Consider the following 24,263-nt stretch of genomic DNA (forward strand, 5'->3'; position numbering starts at 1 on the left):
CGCGCTGGCGCGCGGCGGCCGCGCCCGGACGACCGATTGGACGGTGATTTATCGACGGTGATTTATCGAGCAGTGGAGGGCTCGACGAGAGTCGTGGCGGGGCGACGCCTCCGATTTCGGGGTGTCGCCCCACCATCGCTCGGTCAGAATTTCGGTCGTCGCTCGCTATCGCTCGGTCGGATTGTTGGGGTCCTCGCGCGCCATCTCCGCGTCCACGTGCGTACGCACCGACTATCAATAAAAATAGTCGAGGGAAAGAGAATTGAAGGTGGGACGAAAACTCCGCGAACACGACTCCACCGACGACCATGGCGACCAACGAGGAAACCGCAGAGAACCCGCGGGACGCGAAGGACCTCCTCGCCGACTTCGCGGCCTCCACCGTCGAGTCCTACCGGCAGATGGAGACGCCGGTGTCACGGTATCTCACGCTGGTCGTCGCGCCCGCGTCCGTCTTCTTCGTCATCACGCTGGTCGTCTACGTCGTCACCGACTTCCCGCTGCTGATCGCCGCGCCGATTCCACTGCTGGGCCTGCTCGCGGTGGGCGTTGCGCTGGTCTACCCCAAGATCCTGCAGGACCAGAAGCGCAAGGAGATCGAGGACCGACTCCACCTGTTTATCACCCACATGACCATCCTCTCGACCGCGAACATCGACCGCGTGGAGGTGTTCCGGACGCTCGGCGAGGAGGAGGAGTACGGCGCGCTGTCCGAGGAGATGCGCCGGATCACCCAGCTGGTCGACACGTGGAACCAGAGCCTCGACGACGCGCTCCGCATCCGGGCCGACAAGTCCCCGAGCAAGCCGTTCGCCGACTTCCTCGACCGGTTGGCGTACACCATCAACGCCGGACAGGAGATCCAGGACTTCCTGCTGAGCGAGCAGGACGTGGTCATCCAGAACTACGTCACCATCTACGAGGGGTCGCTGGAGAACCTCGAAGTGATGAAGGACCTCTACCTCTCGATGGTGCTGTCGATAACCTTCGCGCTGGTGTTCGCGACGGTCCTGCCCATCCTGACCGGGACGAACCCGACGCGGACCGTGAGCGCGGTGGTCGTGCTGTTCGCGTTCATCCAGACCGGGTTCATCGTGCTGATCCGCTCGACCGCGCCGTACGACCCGGTGTGGTACCACCCCGAGGTTCAGATCACCGACGCCGAGTGGCGCATCCGCATCTCGGTCGCGCTGGGACTGTTCCTCACGGTCGTCGCGATGGCCATCTGCCTGCTCGTGCTGGCCGGGCGGACGGGCGTCGACCCCGATTCCATTCCGCTCCCGCTGTACGCCGCGATTCCGACGACGCCGCTGTTGATTCCCGGTTGGGCTGTCCGCCGGGAGGAAGAGCGGATCAAGGAGCGCGACGAGGAGTTCACCAGCTTCATCCGGGCGCTCGGCGCGACCGAGAGCGCCAAGCAGAGCACCACCACGAAGGTGCTCGAGAGCCTGCGAGGCAAGGACTTCGGCGCGCTGACCGACACCGTCGACGACCTCTACAAGCGGCTCAACATGCGAATCGAGGCGAGCGCGGCGTGGCGACACTTCACCGCCGACTCCCGATCCTACCTCATCCAGAAGTTCTCGGAGATGTACCTCCTCGGCCGCCAGATGGGCGGGGACCCGAAGAAACTCGGCGAGCTCATCTCCGGCAACATGAACGAGGTGCTCCAGCTCCGGGAGCGCCGCGCCCAGTCGACCGTGACCCTCATCGGCGTCCTCTACGGCATCACGGCCGCCTCTACGTTCGCGTTCTTCATCGGGCTCGAGATCGTCGAGGTGCTGTCCAGCCTCTCGGTCGGGCTGAACACCGACCAGTTCGACTTCACCACTATCATCCACACGCAGGTGTACGACATCGAGACCATCGAGTACCTCCTGCTGGTCATCGTCCTGCTCAACGCGGTGCTGTCGTCGCTGATGATCCGCATCGCCGACGGCGGGCACAAGGTCAACTCCTACATGCACTTCGTGCTCCTGACGTGGATGTCGTGCCTCGTCGCAGTGTTCACCCAGATCGTCGTGGGCTCGTTCCTCAACGTGTGAGGAGTGCTCCCCGTCGAGGCTCGCTGGGTCGGCTCGGGGGCTCGATTCGTTTGGGATCGAGGAGCGTTCGCGTAGAATTCGAAAGATTCCTGACTGTTGGGTGATGGGTCTTCGGTCACGAACGTTCAGAAAAAATATTTACCCCTACCGAGAACTGTGGGTACGAACGCGCTGAACGCCCACGCACCGGTCACACCATGTCCGAAAAGGTCATCGCCGACTTCGTCGCTCGCTTCACCCTCGACTCGTTCGACTCGCCCGAGCCGGTCAAAGGCCGGATCGTCCTGAGTCGGCGGCGACTCGTGCTGGCGACCGGCGACGCGAAGTCGCAGGTTGCGCTCTCCGACATCTTCGACGTGAACGTGGGCTACGTCCCCGGCGACCTCGAGAGCTTCTTCCAGGACACCGTCACCATCGCCCACCGGACCGAAGGCGAGAGCCGCGTCGCGGTGATCGAGGCCGGCTCCGAGGAGGTCTCGCGGTTCAAGACCGTGCTGTTCAAGGCCACGCTCAACGGGACACGGACGCACATCAAACACCCAGCGCGCGTCGGCGGCCGCGTGACCGACGCGTCGTTCCGCCGGGCCAAACTCGCCATCGAACCCGGGACGGTGAAGTTCGCCGCCGAGGAACCGCTGACCGTCGAACTGGCGAACGTGACCTACTTCCGGAAGGAGAGCCGGGACGGCGGGCCGGTCATCGTGCTCCGCCACGCCGAGGAGGGGCAGCCGGTCACCTCGGAGTTCGCGCTCGAGTCCGAGCGCAAACTGAACCTCCTCGGGCGTTACCTCCGACTGGAGTACTCCGAACTCGCCGAGAAGGTCGAGGAACTGACCATCTCCGAAGAGGAGATGGAGGCGCTGGTGGCCGTCTACTCCGGGGCTCGCACCGGCGACCTCGCCGGCACGCTCGGGTTGGATTCGAGCCGGGTCACGATGCTGCTCAACGACCTGCGCGAGAAAGGGCTCGTCGACGAGGGCGAGAAGGGGCTGTCGCTGACCGCGCAGGGCCGTCTCCTCGTCAGCGATCGCATCGAATCGGTGAACACATGACCACCGAATCGCGTGAGGTACGAGGAATTTTTATTCCGCGAAATGCGTTTCCGTAATACTCCTGTAGATTTTTATGGCTGTTCTTGGTAAAAAATACTACACCATGGGGAACGCAATCCGCGTCCTGCTGGTGGACGACGACGACGCGGTCGCCGACCTGACCGCTACGTATCTACGCCGCGCGAGTGACCACCTCGAATCGGTGGTCGAGACCTCTCCGGCCGACGCGCTCGACCGGGTGACCGACGAGCCGGGCGTCGACTGCGTGGTAAGCGACTACGAGATGCCAGAGATGAACGGGCTAGAGTTCCTCTCGGCCGTTCGGGAAGTCGACTCTGACGTCCCCTTCGTACTGTTCACCGGGAGGGGCAGCGAGGAGATCGCCAGCGAGGCCATCTCCGCGGGCGTGACCGACTACCTCCAGAAGGAGACCGGCACCCAGCAGTACGAGGTGCTGGCCAACCGCGTCGAGAACGCAGTGTCCCAGTATCGCGCCGAGCAGGAGGCCGAGCAGGCCGACGAGCAGATCCGGCGCATCTTCGAGCGCATCACCGACGCGTTCTTCGCGCTTGACGACCAGTGGCAGTTCCGCTACGTCAACGAGCGCGCCGGCGACTTCTTCGACCAGGACCCCGACAACCTCCTCGGAGAGGACATCCGCGAAGCGTTCTCGGTCGAGATGAGCGACCAGTTCTACGAGGCCTACGAGACGGCCTTCGAGACCCAGGAGCCCGTCACCGTCGAAGCCGAGTCGGTACTTCGGCCCGGCAGTTGGTTGGAGATGCGCGTCTACCCGGCCGAGGACGGCCTGTCGGTGTACTTCCGGAACATCACCGAGCGCAAGCACACCCAGCGAGAGCTCCGGGACACCAAGCGGAAGATCGAGTCGCTCCACGACGTGGCCGCCAACGCGGTCGCGTGCGAGTCCGAGCAGGACATCTTCGACCTGGCCATCGAGTCTGCCGAGGAGATTCTCGCGTTCGACCTCTGCACCGTGGACGCAGCCGAGGACGACGTGCTGGTGACCAAGGCGGTCTCAAACGTCGTCGCCACGGACGGTTACTACGAGGAGACGCCCATCGACGCCGACGACAAACTCGCGGCCACGACCTTCCGCGAGGGCGAATCCTCGGTCATCGACGACCTCCACGCGTCGAACGCCGACCCGGCCGAGACCGCCTACCGGGCGGCGCTGACGGTCCCCATCGGCGACTACGGCATCTTCCAGGCGGTGTCGAAGGAGTCGGACGCGTTCGACGACGACGACCGCGAACTGGCCGAACTGCTGGCGGCCCACATCGCCGAGGCGCTCGCGCGGGTCCGGACCGAGACGGAACTGCGGGCAGAGCGCGACCGGTTCGCCTCGCTGTTCGAGAACGTCCCGAACGCGGTCGTTCGCTACGAGATCGACGGCCGCGACGCCGTCACGAACTCGGTGAACCCGGCGTTCGAGCAGGTGTTCGGCTGGTCGGCCGACGAGATCGTCGGCGACCCGGTGGACGACTACATCCTGCCCGACGACCGGCAGACGGAGGGCGAGGGCCTCAACGACCGGGTCGCGCGCGGCCGCCGCATCGAGGGTGCGGAGGTCCACCGCGAAACCCGCGACGACAGCCGGGACTTCCTGCTCCACACTGCGCCGGCGGGCAACGGCGGCACCGAGGCGTTCGCCATCTACGTCGACATCACCGCCCAGAAGGAACACGAGCGCAAGCTCGCGCGCCAGAACGAGCGACTCGAGGAGTTCGCCAGCGTGGTCTCCCACGACCTGCGCAATCCCCTGAACGTCGCGCTCGGCCGGTTCGAACTGCTCGCCGACGAGTACGACAGCGAGCACCTCGGACCAGTCGGCCGGTCGCTCGACCGAATGGACGCGCTGGTCGAGGACTTGCTCGCGCTGGCCAAACAGGGACAAGTCGTGGACGAGACCGAGCCGGTGTCGCTGTCCGCGGCCGCCGAGACCGCGTGGCAGACTGCGGACACGAGGGAAGCGTCCCTCCAGTTCGCGGCCGACGACCTCGTGGTCGAGGCCGACGAACCGCGGTTCCGCGAACTGCTGGAGAACCTGTTCCGAAACGCCGTCGAACACAGCTCGACGAGCCCTCGCTCGGACGCTCGCGAGGACTCCGTGGACCACGGCGACGACGCGGTGCGCGTCGAGATCGGCCCACTGGCCTACGGCGAGGGGTTCTACGTCGCGGACGACGGCCCGGGCATCCCGCCGGACCAGCGCGAAGACGTGTTCGAGCACGGCCACACCACCGCCGAGGACGGCACGGGCCTCGGCCTCGCCATCGTGTCCTCCATCGCCGACGCCCACGGCTGGGCGGTCGACGTGGCCGACAGCGACGATGGCGGCGCGCGCTTCGAGTTCTCCCGCGTGACGGTTCGCGAGGAGAACTGACCGGAGCCTTCAGGCAGGCGCTCTCTTCGGGTCCGCAAGACCGGTATAAAGAAGTCGATTCGAGTCGTTGTCGGAGGCGTGGAAGGGTAGCTCAGTGGTAGAGTACCACCGGTTTCCCGGTGGCGGCCTTACAGGCTTCGCGTGGTTCGACTCCCGCCCCTTCCGTTTTGCGACGAACTACTCGGCGAGCGCCTCGTGCGCTCGCCACCTCGTGAGTCGCAAACGGATACGGAAGCGAGTCGAGCAAGTCAGTCGCAGCCCCGGAAGGACAACGACCGGCGGGAGTGGGCATCCCGGAACGTCTTGCCGAGTTCGACTCCCGCCCCTTCCGTTTTGAGCAGGAGAGGAAAACCAGTCCGACCGAGAGTCAGCGCGGGCCGATGGGCTCGCGGGGCCGCGGCTCGTGGTCCTTCACCGCCGAGGCGATGGAACCCATCGTCTCGATGTCCAGCCCCGACTCGTCGCGGGCCCGCGCGGCGTACTCCACGACCGCCCGCATCCGGTCGAAGTCGCGCTCCTCGGTCAGGTTGTTGGGGTGGAGCCACGCGTGGAACACCCCGCCCTCGGTCGCGGCCCGGTCGATGCCGCGCTTTGCCATCCTGACCACGGGGTCGTCGGTCACGCGCTCGGCCGCGGTGCGCGCGCGACCCTCGAAGCCGAACAGGTAGAGCGACGCGGGGATGTTGACGAGGCCGTACTCGTCCTCCTCGGGGTGGACCAGCGTCGGCGAGATGGCTCCCGTGGACCAGCCCACGAGCTTGGCCACCGAGCCGAGCGGGCCGCGGTCGTACCAGCGCCGGGGTTTGACCCCGCGGTAGCATTTGACGCCGTAGGCCGCCAGCACGTCGCGGTGGCCGACGTAGTTGCGCGGGAACACCACCGAGTCGACCGAGCGGCCCCCTCGCTCGGCGACCTCCACCGCCTCGCGCATCTCCGCGCTGGCGACCTCCCGCGTGGTGTGGCCGAACTCGACGTGCGAGAACGTGTGGCTCCCGATCTCGTGGTCCGCGCTGGCGTCCTCGATGGCCTCGACCAGATCGGGGGCGTACCACGCCTCGTCGCGGCTCGCGCTCGTTCCGGGATCGCGGTCGAACCAACCGTCGGGCGTCGGGTGGTCTGCGTGCTCACCGTCGCAGGAGTCGAGCAGGAGGTGGCCCACGACCGCCCACGTCGCGGGCACGCCGAACTCGTCGAACAGGTCGAGCAGGTCCAGCCACGACTCGCGGGCAGCGGCGATTCGGTCTTCGGGCAGGCTGTCCGCGTCGTGGAATCCCCACGCGAGTTCGGCGTCCAACGAGAGTACGACTGACCCCATCGTGTCTGTCCCTTGCGGCGGTTGTGGAGTAAATCGGGCCGACCGTTCAGATGCGTTCTGCACGGTAAGCTCGTGTTTCTACTCGACGGTGACGCTCTTGGCGAGGTTTCGCGGCTTGTCGATGGGCCGGTCGAGCAGGTCGGCCGCGTGGTACGATAGCAGCTGGAGCTGGACGTTCGCCAGCACGCCCGCCACGTCCGGATGCGTGTCCGGGATCGTGAGCACCTCGTCGGCGTACTGGGCGACCTCGTCGTTCTCTCGGCCGGCGACCGCGACCACCGGCGCACCCCGTGCCTCGGCCTCCTTGACGTTCCCGAGCGTCTTCTCGTCGTTCCGCCCGGTGAACACGGCGAAGACGGGCGTCCGGTCGGTGACCAGCGCCAGCGGCCCGTGCTTGAGTTCGCCCGCCGCGAACCCCTCGGCGTGCTCGTAGGAGATCTCCTTGAACTTGAGCGCGCCCTCCAGCGCGACCGGGCGGACGGTTCCCCGGCCGATGAAGAAGTAGGCGTCGCTGTCGCGGTACCGCTCGGCGACCCGGCGCGCGCTCGTGTAGTCGAGTATCTGCTGGACGTGGCCCGGCAGGTCCGAGAGGGCGGCGAGTCGCTCGCGGGCGTCGTCGGTCCGCGAGCCCGTCACGTCTCGGACCATGCGCTCGGCCAGCAGCGCGAGCGAGACGACCTGCGAGGAGAACGTCTTGGTCGCGGCGACGCCGATCTCCGGCCCGGCCCGGATGAACAGCGCGTCGTCGCACTCCCTGGCCGCGGTCGACCCCACGACGTTCGTGACCGCGAGCGTTCGCGCACCCGAAGCGTTCGCCTTCCGGAGCGCCGAGAGCGTGTCGGCGGTCTCCCCGCTCTGGGTCACCCCGACGACGAGCGTGTCGTCGTCGACCGGAGGCTGGGCGGTCGCGTACTCGCTCGCGAGGAACGCCTCCGCCGGAACGCCACCCGCCGAGAGGTACTGCGCGCCGACGAGTCCGGCGTGGTAGGAGGTGCCGCACGCCACGAACTGGACCCGTTCCACGTCCGCGAACGAATCCTCGGGGAAGTCCTCCAGTTGAATGCCGCCCGTGGTCGGGTCCGCGCGCCCCCGCAACGTCTGGCGGAGCGCCGCGGGCTGCTCGTGGATCTCCTTGAGCATGTAGTGGTCGTAGCCCCCCTTCCCGGCGTCTTCGGGGTCCCACTCGACCGTCTGGACCGACCGCTCAACCGTCTCGCCGGTCCCGGTCGAGATACGGTGGCCGTCCGGCTCGACCACGACCACGTCGCCGTCGTCCAGATACACCACGTCCTCGGTGAAGTCGAGGAACGCGGGCACGTCGCTCGCGAGGAAGTACTCGCCGTCGTCGACGCCCAGCACGAGCGGGGAGCCGCTCCGGGTAGCGTACACCGCGTGGTCGCGGTCGGTTATCATCGCCACGGCGTAGCTCCCCGACAGCTTCTCGATGGTCGCGCGGAAGGCGGTCTCGGGGTCCGCGCCGTCGGCCAGTTCCTCCTCGACGAGGTGCGGGATGACCTCGGTGTCGGTGTCGCTCTCGAACTCGTGTCCGCGGGCCTGCAACTCCGCCTTCAGCTCGTCGTAGTTCTCGATGATGCCGTTGTGGACCACCGCGACATCGCCGGTACAGTCGGTGTGCGGGTGGGCATTCGCGTCGGTCGGCGGGCCGTGGGTGCTCCAGCGCGTGTGCCCGATACCGAGTCCACCGTCCGGAACCTCGTCGGCGAGGGCCTCTTTGAGCCGGGAGATCTCGCCCTGCCGCTTGAACACTTCGGGGCCGCCGCCGTTCTTGATGGCGAGTCCCGCCGAGTCGTAGCCGCGGTACTCGAGGTTCTCGAGCCCGGTGAGCAGTTCGTCCACGGCGCTGTCGTCGTCGCCGCCGATGCGCGCGATGATGCCACACATCAGTGACACACCTCCGTCGCGTCGGCAGCGTTCGTTCCGTAGTTAATCATGGTAAACCCTCGTCACTCGGTACGCGCGAGCAGAGCGGTCGATGGCGGTGTAATCTCCGCCTAGCCGACGGGCCACGGTCGTCCATGGCGCGTTGTATCGACCGCTCCACCCGACGCACGGGTAGCGGGTGATGTGCGTGGAATCGCGTGGAACGCCCTTTGTTATACGCTCACTGCTCCGGTAGTTACGACGAGTATGCGCGGGAAAGCGCGACCTATTCCGCGTCCGCCGACAGTTCCGGCCGCTCGTAACGTCGGTTTCCGGACGCTCGGGGTCCGCGTGTTTCCGACACCGGCACTCCGTTCCGCTTCGGTACTGCACACTTACTCGGCCGCAATCGGGTGGTAACAAAGGTCGCGCCCCGAGTCGTCGCCACCATGACAGCAGAGCGGACGCAGGCGGTCGTTCTGGCGGCCGGCGAAGGGACGCGGATGCGGCCGTTGTCGGGGTCGGTGCCCAAGCCGATGCTGCCGGTGGCCGACCGGCCGCTGGCGGCCCACACGGCCGACGCGGCCGTCCACGCGGGCGCGGACGAACTCATCCTGGTCGTGGGCTACGAAGCCGACGCGGTCCGCGAGTACTTCGGCACCGAGTACGCCGGGATTCCAGTGCGCTACGCGGTCCAGGAGAAACAGGCCGGGACCGCGGACGCGGTGCGGGCGGCCCGCGCCCACCTTGACGGCCAGTTCGCCGTGCTCAACGGCGATAACCTCTACGACCCCGCCAGCGTCGCAGCCCTCTTCGAGAACGGCCCGTCGGTCGGCGCGTACCGCGTGGACGACCCCTCGAACTACGGCGTCCTCACCACGGACAGTGACGGCGAGGATGGCGACGGCGGGGACGGAGACGCTGGCGAGGATAGGACAATCACCGACATCGAGGAGAAACCCTCCGACCCCGACACGAATCTGGCGAACGCGGGAGCCTACGTCTTTCCCGAGGAGGCCCGCGAGTGGCTGGACGTGCCGGCGAGCGAACGCGGCGAGCACGAGATCACCGACGTGCTCGCCCGCGTCGTCGCCGAGTACGACGTAGCTTACGCCGAGTTGGACCGCTGGCTGGACGTGGGGCGGCCGTGGGAACTCCTGGAAGCCAACGAGTGGAAACTCGGCGAACTCGACCGTTCGATTCGCGGCGAGGTCCACGACGATGCGGACCTCCGCGGTGACGTGGTCATCGAGGAAGGCGCGAGTATCGATGCCGGGGTCGTTATCGAGGGGCCCGCGCTCGTCCGGGCGGGCGCCAGCGTCGGCCCCAACGCCTACCTCCGCGGGCCCATCCTCCTCGGCGAAGAGTCGAAGGTCGGCCACAGCGTCGAGGTCAAGAACAGCATCCTGATGGCGGGTGCGACCGCGGGCCACCTGAGCTACGTGGGCGACAGCGTGCTCGGGCGGGACGTGAACTTCGGCGCGGGCACGAACGTCGCGAACCTCCGCCACGACGAGGCGGCGGTGAAGCTCACGGTGAAGGGCGAGCGCGTCTCGACCGGCCGGCGCAAGTTCGGCGTGGTCGTCGGCGACGGCGCGAAGACCGCGATCAACACCAGCCTGAACCCCGGCGTGAAACTCTCCGCGGGCGCGACCACCACGCCCGGCGAGGTCGTCACGCGGGATCGATAAGGACAATCAGAAACGGAGGAGGTGGGAAAGAAGGGACGTCCGAGCGCGACGACTACTCGTTGATCTCGTCGGGCTTGACCCAGACGACGAACTCGTCGTCGCGCCGGACGACGCCTCGGACCGACCCGCTCTCGACGCTCTCGTCGACGGCCTCCCCGTCGATGCCGACGACCTCCTCGACAGCGTCGATGAGCCAGCCGACGTTCGCGTCGTCGGCGTCGCTCTCGAGGACGACGACCCGGTCGCCGGTCTCGGTCTCGTCGAGGTCCAGTACTCGCTTTGGGTTGACGATGGTCGTGGTCGTGCCCCGGAGGTCCATCACCCCCTCGACGTGTGGTTCGGCGTTCGGAAGCGGCGTCAACTCCTCCTTGTCGACGATCTCGCTCACGTGCGTGATGTCCACGCAGTACAGCCGGTCTTCGAGCCGGAATTCGAGAACCTGTCGGTCTGAGAGGGTCTCGGGCATGGTCGATGCGTCCCACCGTCGTCACTTTACTGTTCCGACGCCGACCATCCGCGCCGGTGTGGCATCGACTACCGAACAGTTTCGGTTCCGGACCGGTCCTTTTTGTGACGGCTCGGCTACGGTATCTTTTTAACTCCAGTTTTCAAACGCGATAACTGATGGAGGCCGTCGAACTGCTCCGAGTGCTCGGCAACAAGTACAACGCCGAGATACTCCGCGCCACGGGCGAGCCGAAGTCGGCCCAGGAGCTGAGCGACGAGCTCGAGATCCCGATAGCGACCAGCTACCGCCGGATCGAGGAGTTAGCGGATGCCGGCCTGCTCGAACTCTCCGGGCGCGAGTTCTCCGACGAGGGGCGCCGCACCAAGGTCTACCGCCGGAACGTCGACGCGCTCGACGTCTCGTTCGACGACGGCGCTATCGACGTGGCCGTCGACGAGCGCCCCGAGGAGGAGAACTCACTGGCGGACGTGTGGCGCGACCTCAAGGCGGAGTGAGTCGGATGCGCTGGCTCGTCGGAGCGGAGGGACGCGGCCCCTCAGGACGAAACCCATGCAAACGATAGAACTGCTGTACGTCGGGGTCAGCCTCACGCTCACAACCGCGGGACTGGCGATGGTCGCGTTCGCGGCCCGGGCGTACCAACGAACGTCCCGGCGCGCGATGTTCCACCTCTCGGTCGGTTTCACGCTCATCGTCGCCGCGGCTATCGCCACGACGGTCAGCGCCTTCATGACCGAGTTCGAGGGGACCCGGACGCTGCTGTCGGTCAACTACCTCATCACGACCGTCGGCTACCTGTTCGTCATCTTTAGCCTCACCGGCGACTGATAGGTTCGTCGCGAGAGACTGCCATCCACGAACAGGTCGCTCCGAAATCCGCCAACTCGTTCGCCATCGGTTACGACCGCTTGAGCCCGATATCACGTCTGATAATCGCGGCCGTACATTTATTACGTGTCTTCGTTTCGTTCCGGATAGAGTCCGAAGCCAACGGTGAGTTGGCGTCCGGACAGGACGTGAGAACATGAAGGAGAAAATTCAAGAACGGTTAACTGACAGAGGTCAGGTGGGTATCGGTACGCTGATCGTGTTCATCGCGATGGTGCTGGTCGCGGCGATCGCGGCGGGCGTGCTGATCAACACGGCTGGCTTCTTGCAGACCAAATCTGAACAGACCGGTCAGGAGAGCAGTGCACAGGTGTCGAATCGCGTGCAGGTGGTGAGTGCGTTCGCGAACGTGGCGAACGAGCGGGCCGACTACGTGAATCTGACGGTGATGCGCGGGTCGGGGTCGGACGACATCAACTTGTCGGCAGCCACGATCGAGTGGATAGGCCCGAACGACGCGAAGACTCTTACCCAAGCTGACGCCGAGAACGCCATCGTCAGTCCCAACGGTGCGGACTCTGGAGACGCGGGTGCGTCCAACTTCGCGAACTTCACCGTGTCCGACATCAAGGACCCCGACGACTCGGTCCCGGTTCTGAACAGTCAGGACGACCGGTTCAAGGTTGTGATGAACACCACCGCCATCAGTGGCGAAACCCTCGGTGAGGGCGAAGAGGTCAAACTCAAACTCACCACCCAGTACGGCGCGGTCACCCAGTACCGCGCGAACGTCCCCCAGTCGCTCTCCCAGGAGACCGCCGTGACGGTCTGACCGGGTAGCACAGCCAACCGACTTTCCTCTCATCCCAACTCGGTAGCATCGCGCTTCTCGGCTCGGGACTCCACCGCTCTCCCGCTCGGTAACAGTAGCTTCCACGCTCGGTACCACCACGTTTTTTCTCGGCCCGAGTCGTTCGGACAGTCGTGACGTCGCTGTTCGAACTGGAGAAGACCGAGGACGTGACCCAGCTTACCTCGCTGTTGCGCGACAGCAGCAGCGACGCGGTTCGGCGTCGCGCCGCGGAGATACTCGGTGAGGTCGACGCCGACGGTGAGCCGGTGGTCGATCCGCTGGTGAGTGCCGCCCAACAGGACGACAGCGACGACGTTCGGGCCGCCGCCATCGACGCGCTGGACCAGCGCCACGCCGTCGAAGAACTGGTCGCGGCGCTGACCGGTGAGGAGGTCCCGACCGACGGGGCCGAGTGGGCGCGAGCCGAAGCCCTCGTCGAGAGCCTCTCGGCGGAGCGGCCCGAACTCAGGATGGCGTCGGCCAACGCGCTCGGACGCATCGGGAACAAAGCAGCGACGAAAGCGCTGGTGGGGCAGCTCGGCGACCCCGATCAGCGAGTTCGAGCGCGGGTGGCTCGCGCGCTCGGCCGCGTGGGCGACCCCCGGGCCGTCTCGGCGCTGCGCGAACAGCTCGACGACGCGAGCGTAGAGGTCCGCCGGGAAGCCGCCGACTCGCTCGGACGGATCGGCGGCGAGGAGGCGTTGACGGCGCTGCTCGGGCTACTCGACGACGACAGCGGGACCGTCCGTCGAATCGCGGCGAACTCGCTGGGCAACTTCGGGAGCGCGAAACCGCTCGACCCGCTGATCGCGCTACTCGACGACGACGACGAGGCGGTGCGGCGCGCGGCCGTGTTCTCGCTCATCGAGATCCTCTCGAACGCGCCGGGCCAGCAGAGCCACCAGCTCCGCGAGACGATGGTCGAGAAGCTGAGCGCCACCGACCACCGGAGCGTGGTCGATTCACTGGTCGACATCCTCGAACAGGGGACCCAGTCCCACCAGCGCCGGAACGCGGCGTGGCTGCTCGGTCGGGTGACCGGCGAGAGCGACCGCGAGCGCGCAATCGAGGCGTTGGCGTCGCTGCTGGACGACGACGACGGGATGACCGCGCAGTTCGCCGCGACCAGCGTCGCCAACGTCGGCGGCGAGGCGGCCGAGGACGCACTGCTCGACGTGCTCGACGATCCGGAGGCAAGCTCCGACGCCCGAGCGAAGGCGGCATTCACGCTGGGGAAGGTCGGCGGCGAGCGAGCCCGCGACCGACTCGATAGCCTCATCGACCGGACCGACGACGAGGACGTTCGGAAGCGGGCGTTCTCGGCGCTGTCGAAGCTCGGCGGCCGGCGATGACCGGCGATTATCGCCGGTCATCGCCTGTAATCGCCGGTAACTGGCGGTCGTCGCCAGTAATCGCCAGTAGCCGGCAACGTTATCGCACGTGAGATTTGCGTAAAACTTTATATTCGGTTGGTGTCTCGTTTCGATAAAGATGGTCAGGGATACGCTCGTGAGGATTCTCGGGTGGTTACGAGCCAACGGAGATCAGGGTGAGCGCAGGCGGAACGTCACTTTCGACGGGGGAGCCGCGACCGAGGACGTCTCGGTTCAGGCCGACCGTCCCATCTCGCGCTCGCAGCTCGAATCGGCGTATCGGGACACCGACGCGGACGACGACCTCACACGGGCGCAGGCGGCACACCTGCGCGGGCTCCTCGAGGACGGAGAGAGTACGCCCGACGAGGTCGCGAATCTGGCCGAGCGCCACGCCGAGGCCGGGGTGTCGCCGAGTTCGTTCGCCGCCACCTACGAGGTCGGCGTCGAGCGACTCGTCGCCGAGACGTTCGAGCGGCTCGAACACCGACTCGGAGCCGGCAACGACGCCGTGGTCGAGGAGCTCGGGCGCGCCGAGGACGAACTCCAGTCGGCGCTGTCGGCGACCCTCGCCGACGTGGAGACCGGACTCGACGCCTACGGTCCAGTCGCGGGCGACCCGGACGACGAGGAGGAGCTCAACGTCGACGACGACGATCTGCTCGACGGCATCGGCGTCCCGGTGTTCATGCGCGACGCCCAGCGCGAGGAGGTCGCGGCGTGGAACAGCGCCCTCGCGGAGCTGACCGGCGTCGAGGCCGACGAACTGCTCGGGACCGACGGTGCCGCGAAAGCTATCTACTCCGACGGGAGCTGCGAGCACACGCTCGCCGAGAAGGTAGGCGAAGCGCCGGAGTCGGCCGACGAGGCGTTCGACGTCGAACGGGGCGACGCCGACGGTACGCTGTACACCGACTCGGCGACGATTCCAGGACCCGACGGCGGCCAGCGCAGGGTCGAACTCTCGGCCATGCCGCTGTACGACGACGGAGAACTCATCGCGGTGATCGAGGCCGTTCGGGACCGGACGGAAGACCTGCGCAGACAGGAAGGCGTCACTTCACTGGTCGAGGAGCTCATCGGCACCCTGTCCGCCATGGGGGCCGGCGACCTCTCCGCCCGGGTCTCCTTCGAGGACGAACACGACGTGGTCGACGACTCGCTGATCGGCGTCGTCGATCAGGTCAACGACATGGCCAACCGCTTCGAGACGCTGACCGAGCGGGTTGGGGATAAGGCCGAGGACCTCGAAACGTCGGTCGAGCAGGCCTCCGAGTCCGCGCGAGTCATCGACGAGCGCGTCGACGAGCAGACCGAACAGCTCTCCGAGGTGGCGACCCAGATGGAGAACTTCAGCGCGAGCATGCAGGAGGTCGCCGCGAGTTCCGATCAGGTGGCGTCGGCCGCCGAGCAGGCCAAGGCCTCGGCCGACAGCGGGCTCGAATCCAGCGAAGGGGCCCGAGAGGCGACCGACGAGGTCATCGCGATGAGCGAGGATCTGGTCGACACCGTCACCGAACTCGAGAGCCAGATGAACGAGATCGAGGACGTGGTGGAAGTCATCGCCGAGGTGGCCGACCAGACCAACCTGCTCGCGCTCAATGCCAACATCGAGGCCGCACGCGCTGGCGAGGCCGGAAGCGGGTTCGAGGTCGTCGCCGACGAGGTGAAGGAACTCGCGAACGAGACCCGCGAGCACACCGAGGAGATCGCCGAGCGCATCGGTGACATCCAGTCGCAGGCCAACGAGACGGTGGTCGCGGTCGAGGCCTCGAACGAGCAGGTCAAGCACGCGGGCCAGGAGATCGAGGACGCGCTCGTCGCGCTCGAAGAGATTGCCGACGCGGTCGAGGAGGCCGCGACCGGCGTGACCGAGGTCGCGGAGGCCAACGACGAGCAGGCGACCAACGTCGAGCAGGTGATGGCGACCGTCGAGGAGGTGCGCTCGCGGACCCAGGACGTCGAGGAGGCGACCACCGACATCGTGGACGCGACCCGCAACCAGACCGACGCCATCGAGGAGCTCTCCACTCGCGTGAACGAGATGCGGAGTGAGTCCTGACCCCATCTCCGCATGACCGCATCGCCACTTCGAGACGCCGTCGAGGCGCTCCCTCGTCTCCGACCGCGCCGCCGAAACCGTAAACGCGACCAACCCACCGCCGAAACTGTAGATACGACGCATGAGCGGGGAAGGTGAACACAAGATATCCGACACGCAGGGCAAGTTCCTGCAGGTCGTCAAGAACGGCCGGAAGCTCAACGACCCGGACTGGACCAGCGGTCGCATCCTGCTGTCGAACAAGCGACTGGTTCTGGCGGGCAACGGCGGCAAGCGCACCATCCCGCTCTCGAACGTGAAGGGGCTGCGGGGCCGCTACGACGTGAACCAGGCCGTGGCGTCGGTCTCGGACTACCTGAGCCTCGAGTTCGGCAACAACGTCGTCCTGCTCTCGGCGAACGTCGACATCGACGAGTTCGAGACCGACTTGTACGGCGCGCTGCTCAACCAGAAGATGATCCTGACCAAACACCCCGCGGTCGAAGGGGGAGTCATCCAGGACACCAACTGGGAGAAGGCCCGCATCAAGATCGACGAAGGGATGGTGAACGTCGCCATCGCCTCGGGCACCTTCGTCGGCATCGAACTCGACGACATCGGGTCGGTCGAGCGCGCGACCCGGACGGTGAAGGGCGAACAGCGCACCGTCCTCGAAGTCGAGCACACGCAGGGCGACACCAGCGTCCAGACGTACGTCTCGGGCGAGACTCGGCGGTGTGCCCTGCTCGAATCCCTGTTCCAGAAGGGCGAGCGCAAGAACGAGGGCGGCGTCGAACTCGACGAGACCGAGAAGGAGGTGCTGATGGCGCTGTACTCCGGCGTCTCGCCGTTCGAGATCCCGGACTTTCTCGGGATGGACGTCGACGAGGTCGAGGAGATCTTCGAGCGACTCATCGAGGTCGACGTGCTAGAAGAGGTCCGAAAGCGCCGCGAGGTGAGCCTGAAGACCCGCGGGCGCAACATCGCGAGCGAGTCCATCAACGAGAAGTGATCGTTCTACCGGTCGAGTTACCGAATCGACGTGTTCGCTTTGCGAGTAGCTTCGCCGACGGACTATCGCCACTGCCCGGGGTACCGAGTGACCGCGAGCACCACTGCGTGAGCCACCGTGCGACCGCAACCGCACAGCCCCGCGCTTTTCGTTCGCGCCCGCGACTGCGGGCGCGAACGAGAGCGCAGGGCTGCCGTGGCTGGGTCCGAGTATCCGTAGCTGGAGTCGAATCCCGGAAAGTAGCTGGAGCCGGCTCCCGGAAAGTAGCTGGAGCCGGATCCCGGAAAGTAGCTGGAGCCGGCTCCCGGAAAGTAGCTGGAGCCGAATCGCGAAAAGTAGCTGGAGCCGAATCGCGAAAAGTAGCTGCAGTCGAATCACGAAACGCGTGGACCGCGTCGGGTCACCGCCTCGACCGTACTGTCGAAAAGGATCGCGAAATTGGGCGCGTCCGCGCTACTTTCGAGCTTCCTTGACCAGGTTGCGCAGGTCGAGGTGGCCCGCGCCGTGGTAGAGTTCGCCACCTGGCTCGCCCTCCTCGGCAGTGTCCTTGATGAGCTGCTCGACCTCCTGCGGGCTGGCGTCGGGTCGGAGGGACTTGACGAGCGCGTACGCGCCGGTCACCTGCGGAGCCGACATCGAGGTGCCTGCCTTCCAGCCGTAGCCGGACTCGGGGTCGTCGGTCCCGTCGCCCTGGACGATGGTGGAGAAGACGAGGTCGTAGTAGTAGCCTTCCGGAAGACTGGTGTCGTAGTTGCCGCCCGCGGCACTCACGTCGACGCCGGTGCCGTAGTTGGTGTAGTTCGCGGGGTAGGAGGTCGGCTCTCCGAGCTTCTTGAGCGCCTTGTCTTCGCGGCCCTGCTGCTTGTCGTCCCAGAGGTAACCGATGGGTCCGGTCGCGGAGACGCCGAAGATGCCCTCCGCCTCGGTCGGGAGGCTGAGGATGTGCTCGGGCCGCATGTCGACGGCCGAGTTCCCTGCGGAGTTGACGATGGTCATGCCCTGCGAGTGGGCGTAGTCGGCCACATTCTCGTACAGCTGTTTGATGAGCAGCAGATCGGGATTCTCCCGCACGTCGTAGTTCGTGTACCCGACGCTGAAGTTCGCGACGTCACAGCTCTTGTCCGCGGCGTCCGTCAGCGCCGCGAGGATGTCACCCGTGGTCGCTCCGCCGCCCTCGACGCCGGAGAACACGCGGTGGGCGACGATCTCCGTCTCGGGCGCGGTGCCGAGGACGCCCGCACCGTCGGCGTTCGTCGCGGCGATGATACCTGCGACGTGGGTCCCGTGGTCGCCCGCCCCGTTCGGCCGGAAGTCGAACGAGTCCGTAGTGTAGTTCGCCGAGAGTTCGTCGTTGACTACGTCGGCGAGGTCGGGGTGGCCGTCGTACACGCCGGAGTCGACGACCGCGACGCGGGTGCCCTCGCCTTCGGTGGTGTCGTGGACGACCCGACGGTTGTCGGGGCGCTCGGTCAGGTCACCAACGCGCTGTTCGCGCTTGTCCCACTGGAGCTCCGTGTTGGTCAGGCCGCTGTCCCACGCCGGACCCTTCTCACCCGCCCCACTCGGGGTGTGCTCCTTGACCGGTCCGTCCTGGTACGCGGTCAGGTCGGGCGTCGTCGACGAGGCTCCCGGCACCGCGTCCGGGTCGCCACGCGCCGCGAGGACGCCGATCTGGGAGATGTCGTGGACGATCTCCACGTCGTCGGGCACCTCGCTCCGCGACACCTCGTCGAGATCGATGAGGAATCGAGTGCTTTCAGCCCCGCTCGCGCTCGCCCCGCCGCTCAGCAGTGCTGCGCTTCCGGCCGCAGTCCCGGCCGCCTTGAGAAACGTCCGTCTGCTATGGTCTGACATTGCAAGCCACACGTACGGTATCTTCCGTATAAGTCTTTATCATTACTCAGATAAACAAAAAGTGGAAAACGAGTATTCATATGGGGCTGATAGGTATAATATGGAGTCGGATTGAGGAAAAGAACGCGAAGAAACAGGGTTCGCGTTCATCGAGGTGTGGTCGACTCGACTCCGAGCAGTCCGAACCCCGGCTGTCTTCCGCGCAGCGCGGCCCACCGACGTTCACTCCATGTAGCCCAGTCCCTGGAGCCGAGCCTCGACGTCGTCGAAGCCGTCGTCGACCGCCGCGCTCTCGCCCGACTCGGCGTACGACCGCTCGCGGACCGGTCGGTCTGCCGCCGCGGAGTTGCGCGCGAACACCTCCGAGAGCACGCGCCCGTCCGCGGCTTCCGGCACGGGGTCGCCCATGCCGTGGAGCACCGTGGGCGCGACGTCCGCCACCGTGGCGTCCTCGAGCGCGACGCCCGACTCGACCGACGGCCCCCACGCGAAGAAGACGCCCTCCTTGCGATGGGCGGCGTCCATGTAGCTCTCGCGGAACACCACGTCCGTGAGCCCGTTGGCGACCAGATACTTGCCGCCCGACCGCACCACGAGGTCGGGCGAGTGGTCGTCGTCGTCGAAGAGGTCGTCGCCGTCCGCCACGTTCAGGAACGGCTCGCCGGTGTCCGGGTCGGGCAGGCTCTCCAGACTCGACCGGACCGCGGCCTTGACCTCCGGAATCCGCTCCGGCGCGACCACGCCGTCGTCGAACCGCTCGGTGTCGTTGACGTACAGGTGGCCCGCGCCGTGGGTGAACGCCACCGTCTCCGAGAAGTCGACGTCGAACAGTTCGTGACTCCCTGGGATTCCCGAGGCCACCGAGTTGACCAGCCGGTCAGGCAGTCGCTCCTGAAGGGTCGCCTCGTCGACCCCCGTCGCGTCGAGCACCGAGCGCACCCGGTCCTTGGTGATCCCGACCGATTCGAGCAGTCCGCGACTCGATCCGCCCTTCCGCGAGAGGAACCCCTCGCGTTCGAAGAACGTGTTGGTGTGGACGAACCCCTCGATGGGGCCGAACCCGTGGTCGGAGACGACGTACAGGTTCGCGCTGCTGTCTTCGACGTAGTCGAGCACCTCCCCGAGAACGGCGTCGAGTTCCCGGTAGTGGTCGAGCAGCACGTCCTCGTCCCAGACCAGGTGCTGGAGCCGGTCGGGCGCGGTGAACACGAAGAAGAACAGCCGCCAGTCGTCGGTGTCCATCAGCTTCCGGAGGAGACGCTTCCGGGCGTCCAGAAACGAGTCCATCTCGTCGAGAAAGCCCTCGGGGTCGTCGCGGAACTCCTCCCACGAGAGGCCGATTCGGTAGTCGGGGATCTCCTCGGCGATCTCGTCGCGGAGTTCCGGCGGATGGGTGAACCCCTCGCCCTGATCCGGCGTCATCATCCCGGTGACGAGCTTTCCCTCGATCTCGTCGGCGGGGTAGGTCATCGGCACGTTGGCGACGACCGCGGGTGAGACGAGGTCCCAGAGTTCGGGGCGCTCGACGTCGTTGCTGGTGTTCATCTCGTGGGTGTAGTCCGACCGGACCCCCTGGAACGAGTAGACGCCGTGCTTGTCGGCCCACGTCCCCGTGGCGATGGTGGGCCACGCCAGCGCGGTCGTCGGCGGCATCGTGCTCTCCAGCGGTCCCGCGGCCCCCTCGCGGACGAGTCGGCGGAAGTTCGGAAGTTCGCCGTCTCGAACCCAGTCGTCGACGAGATACCACGGGACGCCGTCGAGTCCGAGCACGAACGCGCGGTCGGTCCCGCCGCGTCCCGCCCGGTCGGTGTCGGATGATTCCGTTGTCATGATAGCGAACGCGGGCTCGACGCCCGTCGAACGGACACAGGGCGGTAGCGGCCTTTGTTATGGCCCGCCTGTAGCGGTGTCAGGCCGAGGCGACGGCGATTTGCCGATACCGTTCAGGACAGCGCCGTGAACACCCGACGCGGTTCGAGCAACCCGGAAAGCATCGACAGGGCGGCCCAGACGACGATCCCGAGCAGGACGGCGGTCACGACCGCGACCGGTCCGGTCGTCGCGGTCAGCACGACCCAGACCGCGGCCGACATCCCGGCCGTGACCCCGACGATGACCGAGAACTGGCGGGCGAGCTGGCCGACCGACAGCGTGAGTTCCGAGTGGATGACCGCCACGTTGACCGCGGTGTAGCCCGCGTGGGTGACGACCGTCGCGGCCGCCGCGCCGGGGACGCCGAAGGCAGGGATGAGTACGAGGTTGAGCAGGAAGTTCGAGACCGACGCGCCGCCCTTCGCGTAGGCCCGCGACCGCGCCCGACCGAGGTAGTCGAGCGCGTCGCTGGTGACGAACGAGACGGCCTGCAGGACCACGTAGCCCGAGAACACCTGGAGGACGGGCGCGGCGGGGACGTACGTCTCGCCGAAGACGAGCCGGATCGCCGGCTCGGCCACGAGGATCATCCCGGCCGCCGCGGGCACGTACAGCAACATCACGTACTTGAGCGTCGTCTCGTAGACGGTGGCAGCGCGGTCAGTCCGGCCGTCGGCCTTGTGCTCGCCGTAGGTCGGCGAGAGCGTAAAGCCCAGCGAGGCCGCGGGCGACTGGACGAACCCAACGATCTGCTTCGAGAGGTAGTAGTATCCCACCGCGGTCGGGTTCATCAGCGAGCCGACCAGGATGGTGTCCACGCGCTTGTCGAGGACGTTCGCACCCCGCGTCGCGGTCAGCGGGACGCTGTACTTGGCGACCCGCGTGGCGAGCCCGTCTTCGGGGGCGGCTGCCCGTTCGGTGGTCCGGTAGCACTTGACGTACAGCAGGCCGAGACCGAGCAGTGCCCCGACGGCGTAGCCAGCGATGTAACCCGCCAGCGCGCCGACCGCGCCGCCGATGCCGAGGACGAAGACGACCGCGAGCAGGAGTCGGGCGACCGAGCCGACCGCCCGGACCGCCGCGCTGTAGGTGATCATATTGTACCCCTGGAACAGCACCATCGAGTAGGTGAACAGCGAGTGGACCGCGAGGTAGGCCGCGCCGAGCACGAGCAGATGGCCGATCTCGGGCTGTCTGATGAGTCCGGCCAAGTGAGTCCCGACGAAAGCGAACGGGACGGCCACGACCACGATTGCTCCGATGCGATACGCCGTGGCGGTTCGGAGAACGTGGGGCACCTGCGAGGGGTCGTTCTCGCGGTACTCGGTCACGTACCGGGCGGCCGCCTTGCCGATGCCGAGGTCGGTGAACAACTGGACGACGCCGAGGACCGCTACCGCCGACCCGAGGAGCCCGTACTCGGTCTCGGTGAGCAGGAACCGGGTGAGAACGACCATCAGAAGACCGCTGGCGGCCATGTGGAGCACGCGGGCGGTCAGCATCGCCCGGAACGACCGCGCGACGTCTTTCAGGTCCATGAGTAGGGTAGTTCTCGTCGTATCATCGTTCGATCAGCTCGTGCCGTTGATAAGGTACGTCTGGGTCCCGCCGTTCGCTTGCACCCGGTTCAGGCCGGGCGTGGCGTCGAGCGAGCGGAATCCCCGCCGGTCGAACCGCAGGCCGTCGTACACCTCCACCTCCTGCCGGCGGAGCCGGTCGGTGTAGGTCAGATAGCTCTCGCCGTAGTTGCGAGCGACGTACTCTCCCGTGAAGTTCTCGCCGAACGCGGGGTAGCTCTCGCTCGCGTAGAGGCTCCCCGCCGTCGGGTCCCGCCCGCGGCTCTCCTCGTAACCCAGAATCGCGTCGGCCATCCGCTCGCCCGAACCCCTGACGCCGATCATGGGGGCCGAGCCCTGGTTGTCGAGGACGGTCTCGTAGCCGTCGACCTGGGCGTTCGTGACGTGGCTCGAACTCTGGTAGACGTACGGCGACTGGTACACCGTCGGCACCGACACCGCCAGCATGACGACGACCGCGACGCCGACCACGCTCCGGGCGGTTCGCGGCGAGGTGCGCGTCGAGAGCCGGTCCATCCCGCGGGCGAGCGCCACTGCACCGAGCAGGGCCGCCAGCACCATGATGAACCCCAGCTGCCGGAAGTGGAGCTGCTCGTAGCTGACGACGAAGAACGCGCCCAACAGGACGACCAGCGGGACCATCGCGACCCCGAGGTAGCGAGCGAACGCGCTGGCGTCCGGCGCGTCTTCGAACCGGTCGAGGACGCCCGCGAGCGCGAGCAACCCGGCGAGCGCGCAGAACACGATGCTGACGAGGAACAGCTTGGCGAACAGCAGCTCGACCGACCCGCCGACCGCCACGACCGAGCCGGCCCGCTGGGTCACCGACGAGCCGACCTCCGGGCCTTCGAGGAGCATCGAGACCAGCGCGGAGGAGGCCCCCGAGGCGCGCTCGTGGCGGGGCGTCCAGAGCAGGAACGCCGCGGCGATGACCACCGTCGGAACGAGGAACGTCCGGTGGTCGGCGTCCCAGCGGTCGACCCGCCGCGCGAGGAGTTGGACGCCCAGAATCGCGACGAACACGACCAGCACGTTGGCGGCCTGCTGCGGGTGGACCAGCACGACCGCGACCGACGCGACCGCCAGCAGCGCGCCGGTCGGCGAGCCGACGAGCAGGCGTTCGCGGTCCGCGCGGGTGAGGTAGCGCGCCGCGAGATAGAGGATCAGCGGGAGGAACAGGATGGCCTGCGAGGTCGGATGAGCCATGTTGAACACGCTGACGTTGTTCAGTGGCAAGAGCAACAGCCCGGCCAGCGCCGCGAGCGCGGTCGCGCGCCGGTCGCGGGTGATCGTCCACGCGGCCAGCGGGAGGAATGCGAGGAACGCGGCGGTGAACGCGACCACCGTGAGCAGCAGCGCTCGGTTCGGAGCCATCCCGGTCACGTCGGCAAGGAACACCGCGATGGTGTGCGTGCCGGGGTAGAGCATGCTCGCCACCGACAGCTCTCCGGACGCGACGTCCTTGACCCAGCCGAGGTGGGTGAGCGAGTCGCCCGCACCGAAGAAGTAGTACGAGCGGATCACCGGAATCGACGCGATGGCGAGCATCGAGGCCCCGCCGAGCCCGAGCGCGAGTCGGTTGGTGACCCGGCCGTCGGAGAGCCCGACCGCCACCGAGACCAGCAGTGCGACGCCGGTGCCGACCCAGAACTGGACCGGCGTGTCGGCGTAGATCGACAGTTCGTACCCCGTGGCCGGTGCTCGGTGAGCGATCACCACCGCGGCAGCGAGCGACGCGAAGCCGACGAGAAGCCCGACTTTCTCCCATCTCGGGGAGGAGTTCGTGTCCGAATCCATGTGAAATCCGCGTCCGACGTGACGCGTTGCTACCTCACCACCACCCCGCGTTCGGGCTTTGTTATGGGCCGCCTGAGCAGGCGTAGGGGGCGAAAACGGTCGAGGGCGGCGATGGCGTCTCATCGTCGACGCAACGCGGTGGCGGGGGGAAGCCACAAGCGAGGACAAAAAACACCCAGAAGAAACACACCCAAAACAA

The 24,263-nt window shown here is 66.9% G+C and carries 17 protein-coding genes and 1 tRNA gene; 11 read left to right on the forward strand and 7 right to left on the reverse strand.

Features of this window, described 5'->3' with window-relative positions; genetic code table 11:
- The first annotated feature begins 308 nt into the window (after positions 1-308).
- The 4 genes from flaJ (at position 309) to DPQ64_RS06370 (ending at position 5,666) form a co-directional block, all read left to right on the forward strand.
- Positions 309-2,045: an archaellar assembly protein FlaJ gene (gene flaJ / locus DPQ64_RS06355; protein ID WP_115863520.1), complete on the forward strand. Its 1,737-nt coding sequence runs from the start codon at positions 309-311 to the stop codon at positions 2,043-2,045.
- A gap of 197 nt (positions 2,046-2,242) precedes the next feature.
- Positions 2,243-3,097, forward strand: a complete 855-nt coding sequence (locus DPQ64_RS06360; RefSeq protein ID WP_115863521.1) for a CheF family chemotaxis protein — start codon at positions 2,243-2,245, stop codon at positions 3,095-3,097.
- A gap of 103 nt (positions 3,098-3,200) precedes the next feature.
- Positions 3,201-5,501, forward strand: a complete 2,301-nt coding sequence (locus tag DPQ64_RS06365; protein WP_198662032.1) for a PAS domain S-box protein — start codon at positions 3,201-3,203, stop codon at positions 5,499-5,501.
- 80 nt (positions 5,502-5,581) lie between these two features.
- A tRNA-OTHER gene (locus DPQ64_RS06370) sits at positions 5,582-5,666 on the forward strand.
- A gap of 202 nt (positions 5,667-5,868) precedes the next feature.
- Here DPQ64_RS06370 and DPQ64_RS06375 read toward each other — a convergent pair.
- Positions 5,869-6,816, reverse strand: a complete 948-nt coding sequence (locus DPQ64_RS06375; protein ID WP_115863523.1) for a polysaccharide deacetylase family protein — start codon at positions 6,814-6,816, stop codon at positions 5,869-5,871.
- Positions 6,817-6,894: 78 nt separating this feature from the next.
- Positions 6,895-8,718 (reverse strand): glutamine--fructose-6-phosphate transaminase (isomerizing), encoded by a 1,824-nt coding sequence (gene glmS, locus DPQ64_RS06380; RefSeq protein ID WP_115863524.1) that lies wholly within the window; start codon positions 8,716-8,718, stop codon positions 6,895-6,897.
- Positions 8,719-9,146: 428 nt separating this feature from the next.
- Here glmS and glmU point away from each other — a divergent pair, with 428 nt between their 5' ends.
- Entirely contained in the window at positions 9,147-10,388 is a 1,242-nt protein-coding gene (glmU, locus tag DPQ64_RS06385; RefSeq protein ID WP_115863525.1) for a bifunctional sugar-1-phosphate nucleotidylyltransferase/acetyltransferase, read from the forward strand.
- Between the two features lie 52 nt (positions 10,389-10,440).
- Here glmU and DPQ64_RS06390 read toward each other — a convergent pair whose 3' ends face one another.
- Positions 10,441-10,854: a chemotaxis protein CheW gene (locus tag DPQ64_RS06390; RefSeq protein WP_115863526.1), complete on the reverse strand. Its 414-nt coding sequence runs from the start codon at positions 10,852-10,854 to the stop codon at positions 10,441-10,443.
- Between the two features lie 158 nt (positions 10,855-11,012).
- Between DPQ64_RS06390 and DPQ64_RS06395 the strand changes: the two genes are divergently transcribed.
- The 6 genes from DPQ64_RS06395 to DPQ64_RS06420 all read left to right on the forward strand — a co-directional run bounded on the left by DPQ64_RS06395 (position 11,013) and on the right by DPQ64_RS06420 (position 16,964).
- Positions 11,013-11,351: an ArsR/SmtB family transcription factor gene (locus DPQ64_RS06395; protein WP_115863527.1), complete on the forward strand. Its 339-nt coding sequence runs from the start codon at positions 11,013-11,015 to the stop codon at positions 11,349-11,351.
- A 55-nt stretch (positions 11,352-11,406) separates the two neighbouring features.
- Positions 11,407-11,685 carry a DUF7521 family protein gene (locus DPQ64_RS06400; RefSeq protein ID WP_115863528.1) on the forward strand — a complete coding sequence of 93 codons (279 nt, stop codon included), beginning with the start codon at positions 11,407-11,409 and terminating at the stop codon, positions 11,683-11,685.
- A 208-nt stretch (positions 11,686-11,893) separates the two neighbouring features.
- Positions 11,894-12,517, forward strand: a complete 624-nt coding sequence (locus DPQ64_RS06405; protein ID WP_198662036.1) for an archaellin/type IV pilin N-terminal domain-containing protein — start codon at positions 11,894-11,896, stop codon at positions 12,515-12,517.
- A 152-nt stretch (positions 12,518-12,669) separates the two neighbouring features.
- The gene (locus DPQ64_RS06410) at positions 12,670-13,890 is read left to right on the forward strand and encodes a HEAT repeat domain-containing protein (protein WP_115863530.1); all 1,221 of its coding nucleotides are present in this window, start codon (positions 12,670-12,672) and stop codon (positions 13,888-13,890) included.
- Positions 13,891-14,029: 139 nt separating this feature from the next.
- Positions 14,030-15,973: a methyl-accepting chemotaxis protein gene (locus DPQ64_RS06415; protein ID WP_115863531.1), complete on the forward strand. Its 1,944-nt coding sequence runs from the start codon at positions 14,030-14,032 to the stop codon at positions 15,971-15,973.
- A gap of 121 nt (positions 15,974-16,094) precedes the next feature.
- Positions 16,095-16,964: a CheF family chemotaxis protein gene (locus tag DPQ64_RS06420; protein WP_115863532.1), complete on the forward strand. Its 870-nt coding sequence runs from the start codon at positions 16,095-16,097 to the stop codon at positions 16,962-16,964.
- A 453-nt stretch (positions 16,965-17,417) separates the two neighbouring features.
- On the opposite strand, the gene DPQ64_RS06425 is transcribed toward DPQ64_RS06420, so the two are convergent.
- The 4 genes from DPQ64_RS06425 to DPQ64_RS06440 all read right to left on the reverse strand — a co-directional run bounded on the left by DPQ64_RS06425 (position 17,418) and on the right by DPQ64_RS06440 (position 24,064).
- Positions 17,418-18,818 carry a S8 family peptidase gene (locus tag DPQ64_RS06425; RefSeq protein ID WP_115863533.1) on the reverse strand — a complete coding sequence of 467 codons (1,401 nt, stop codon included), beginning with the start codon at positions 18,816-18,818 and terminating at the stop codon, positions 17,418-17,420.
- A gap of 222 nt (positions 18,819-19,040) precedes the next feature.
- Positions 19,041-20,648, reverse strand: coding sequence for an alkaline phosphatase family protein (locus DPQ64_RS06430; RefSeq protein WP_115863534.1), 1,608 nt, complete (start codon positions 20,646-20,648; stop codon positions 19,041-19,043).
- Positions 20,649-20,761: 113 nt separating this feature from the next.
- Positions 20,762-22,228 carry an oligosaccharide flippase family protein gene (locus DPQ64_RS06435; RefSeq protein WP_115863535.1) on the reverse strand — a complete coding sequence of 489 codons (1,467 nt, stop codon included), beginning with the start codon at positions 22,226-22,228 and terminating at the stop codon, positions 20,762-20,764.
- 33 nt (positions 22,229-22,261) lie between these two features.
- On the reverse strand, positions 22,262-24,064 hold the full coding sequence (locus DPQ64_RS06440) for a hypothetical protein (protein ID WP_115863536.1): 1,803 nt from the start codon (positions 24,062-24,064) through the stop codon (positions 22,262-22,264).
- Between the last annotated feature and the right edge of the window lie 199 nt (positions 24,065-24,263).

The sequence above is a fragment of the Halorussus litoreus genome (assembly GCF_003382685.1).
Classification (GTDB): domain Archaea; phylum Halobacteriota; class Halobacteria; order Halobacteriales; family Haladaptataceae; genus Halorussus; species Halorussus litoreus.

What these genes read in the sequence shown, in the direction of transcription:
- DPQ64_RS06400 (WP_115863528.1), top strand. Translation starts at nt 11,407, where the DNA reads ATGCAAACGATAGAACTGCTGTACGTCGGGGTCAGCCTCACGCTCACA.
- flaJ (WP_115863520.1), top strand. Translation starts at nt 309, where the DNA reads ATGGCGACCAACGAGGAAACCGCAGAGAACCCGCGGGACGCGAAGGAC.
- DPQ64_RS06375 (WP_115863523.1), bottom strand. Translation starts at nt 6,816, where the DNA reads ATGGGGTCAGTCGTACTCTCGTTGGACGCCGAACTCGCGTGGGGATTC.
- DPQ64_RS06420 (WP_115863532.1), top strand. Translation starts at nt 16,095, where the DNA reads ATGAGCGGGGAAGGTGAACACAAGATATCCGACACGCAGGGCAAGTTC.
- glmS (WP_115863524.1), bottom strand. Translation starts at nt 8,718, where the DNA reads ATGTGTGGCATCATCGCGCGCATCGGCGGCGACGACGACAGCGCCGTG.
- DPQ64_RS06415 (WP_115863531.1), top strand. Translation starts at nt 14,030, where the DNA reads ATGGTCAGGGATACGCTCGTGAGGATTCTCGGGTGGTTACGAGCCAAC.
- DPQ64_RS06395 (WP_115863527.1), top strand. Translation starts at nt 11,013, where the DNA reads ATGGAGGCCGTCGAACTGCTCCGAGTGCTCGGCAACAAGTACAACGCC.
- DPQ64_RS06440 (WP_115863536.1), bottom strand. Translation starts at nt 24,064, where the DNA reads ATGGATTCGGACACGAACTCCTCCCCGAGATGGGAGAAAGTCGGGCTT.
- DPQ64_RS06430 (WP_115863534.1), bottom strand. Translation starts at nt 20,648, where the DNA reads ATGACAACGGAATCATCCGACACCGACCGGGCGGGACGCGGCGGGACC.
- DPQ64_RS06365 (WP_198662032.1), top strand. Translation starts at nt 3,201, where the DNA reads ATGGGGAACGCAATCCGCGTCCTGCTGGTGGACGACGACGACGCGGTC.
- DPQ64_RS06435 (WP_115863535.1), bottom strand. Translation starts at nt 22,228, where the DNA reads ATGGACCTGAAAGACGTCGCGCGGTCGTTCCGGGCGATGCTGACCGCC.
- DPQ64_RS06360 (WP_115863521.1), top strand. Translation starts at nt 2,243, where the DNA reads ATGTCCGAAAAGGTCATCGCCGACTTCGTCGCTCGCTTCACCCTCGAC.
- DPQ64_RS06425 (WP_115863533.1), bottom strand. Translation starts at nt 18,818, where the DNA reads ATGTCAGACCATAGCAGACGGACGTTTCTCAAGGCGGCCGGGACTGCG.
- glmU (WP_115863525.1), top strand. Translation starts at nt 9,147, where the DNA reads ATGACAGCAGAGCGGACGCAGGCGGTCGTTCTGGCGGCCGGCGAAGGG.
- DPQ64_RS06390 (WP_115863526.1), bottom strand. Translation starts at nt 10,854, where the DNA reads ATGCCCGAGACCCTCTCAGACCGACAGGTTCTCGAATTCCGGCTCGAA.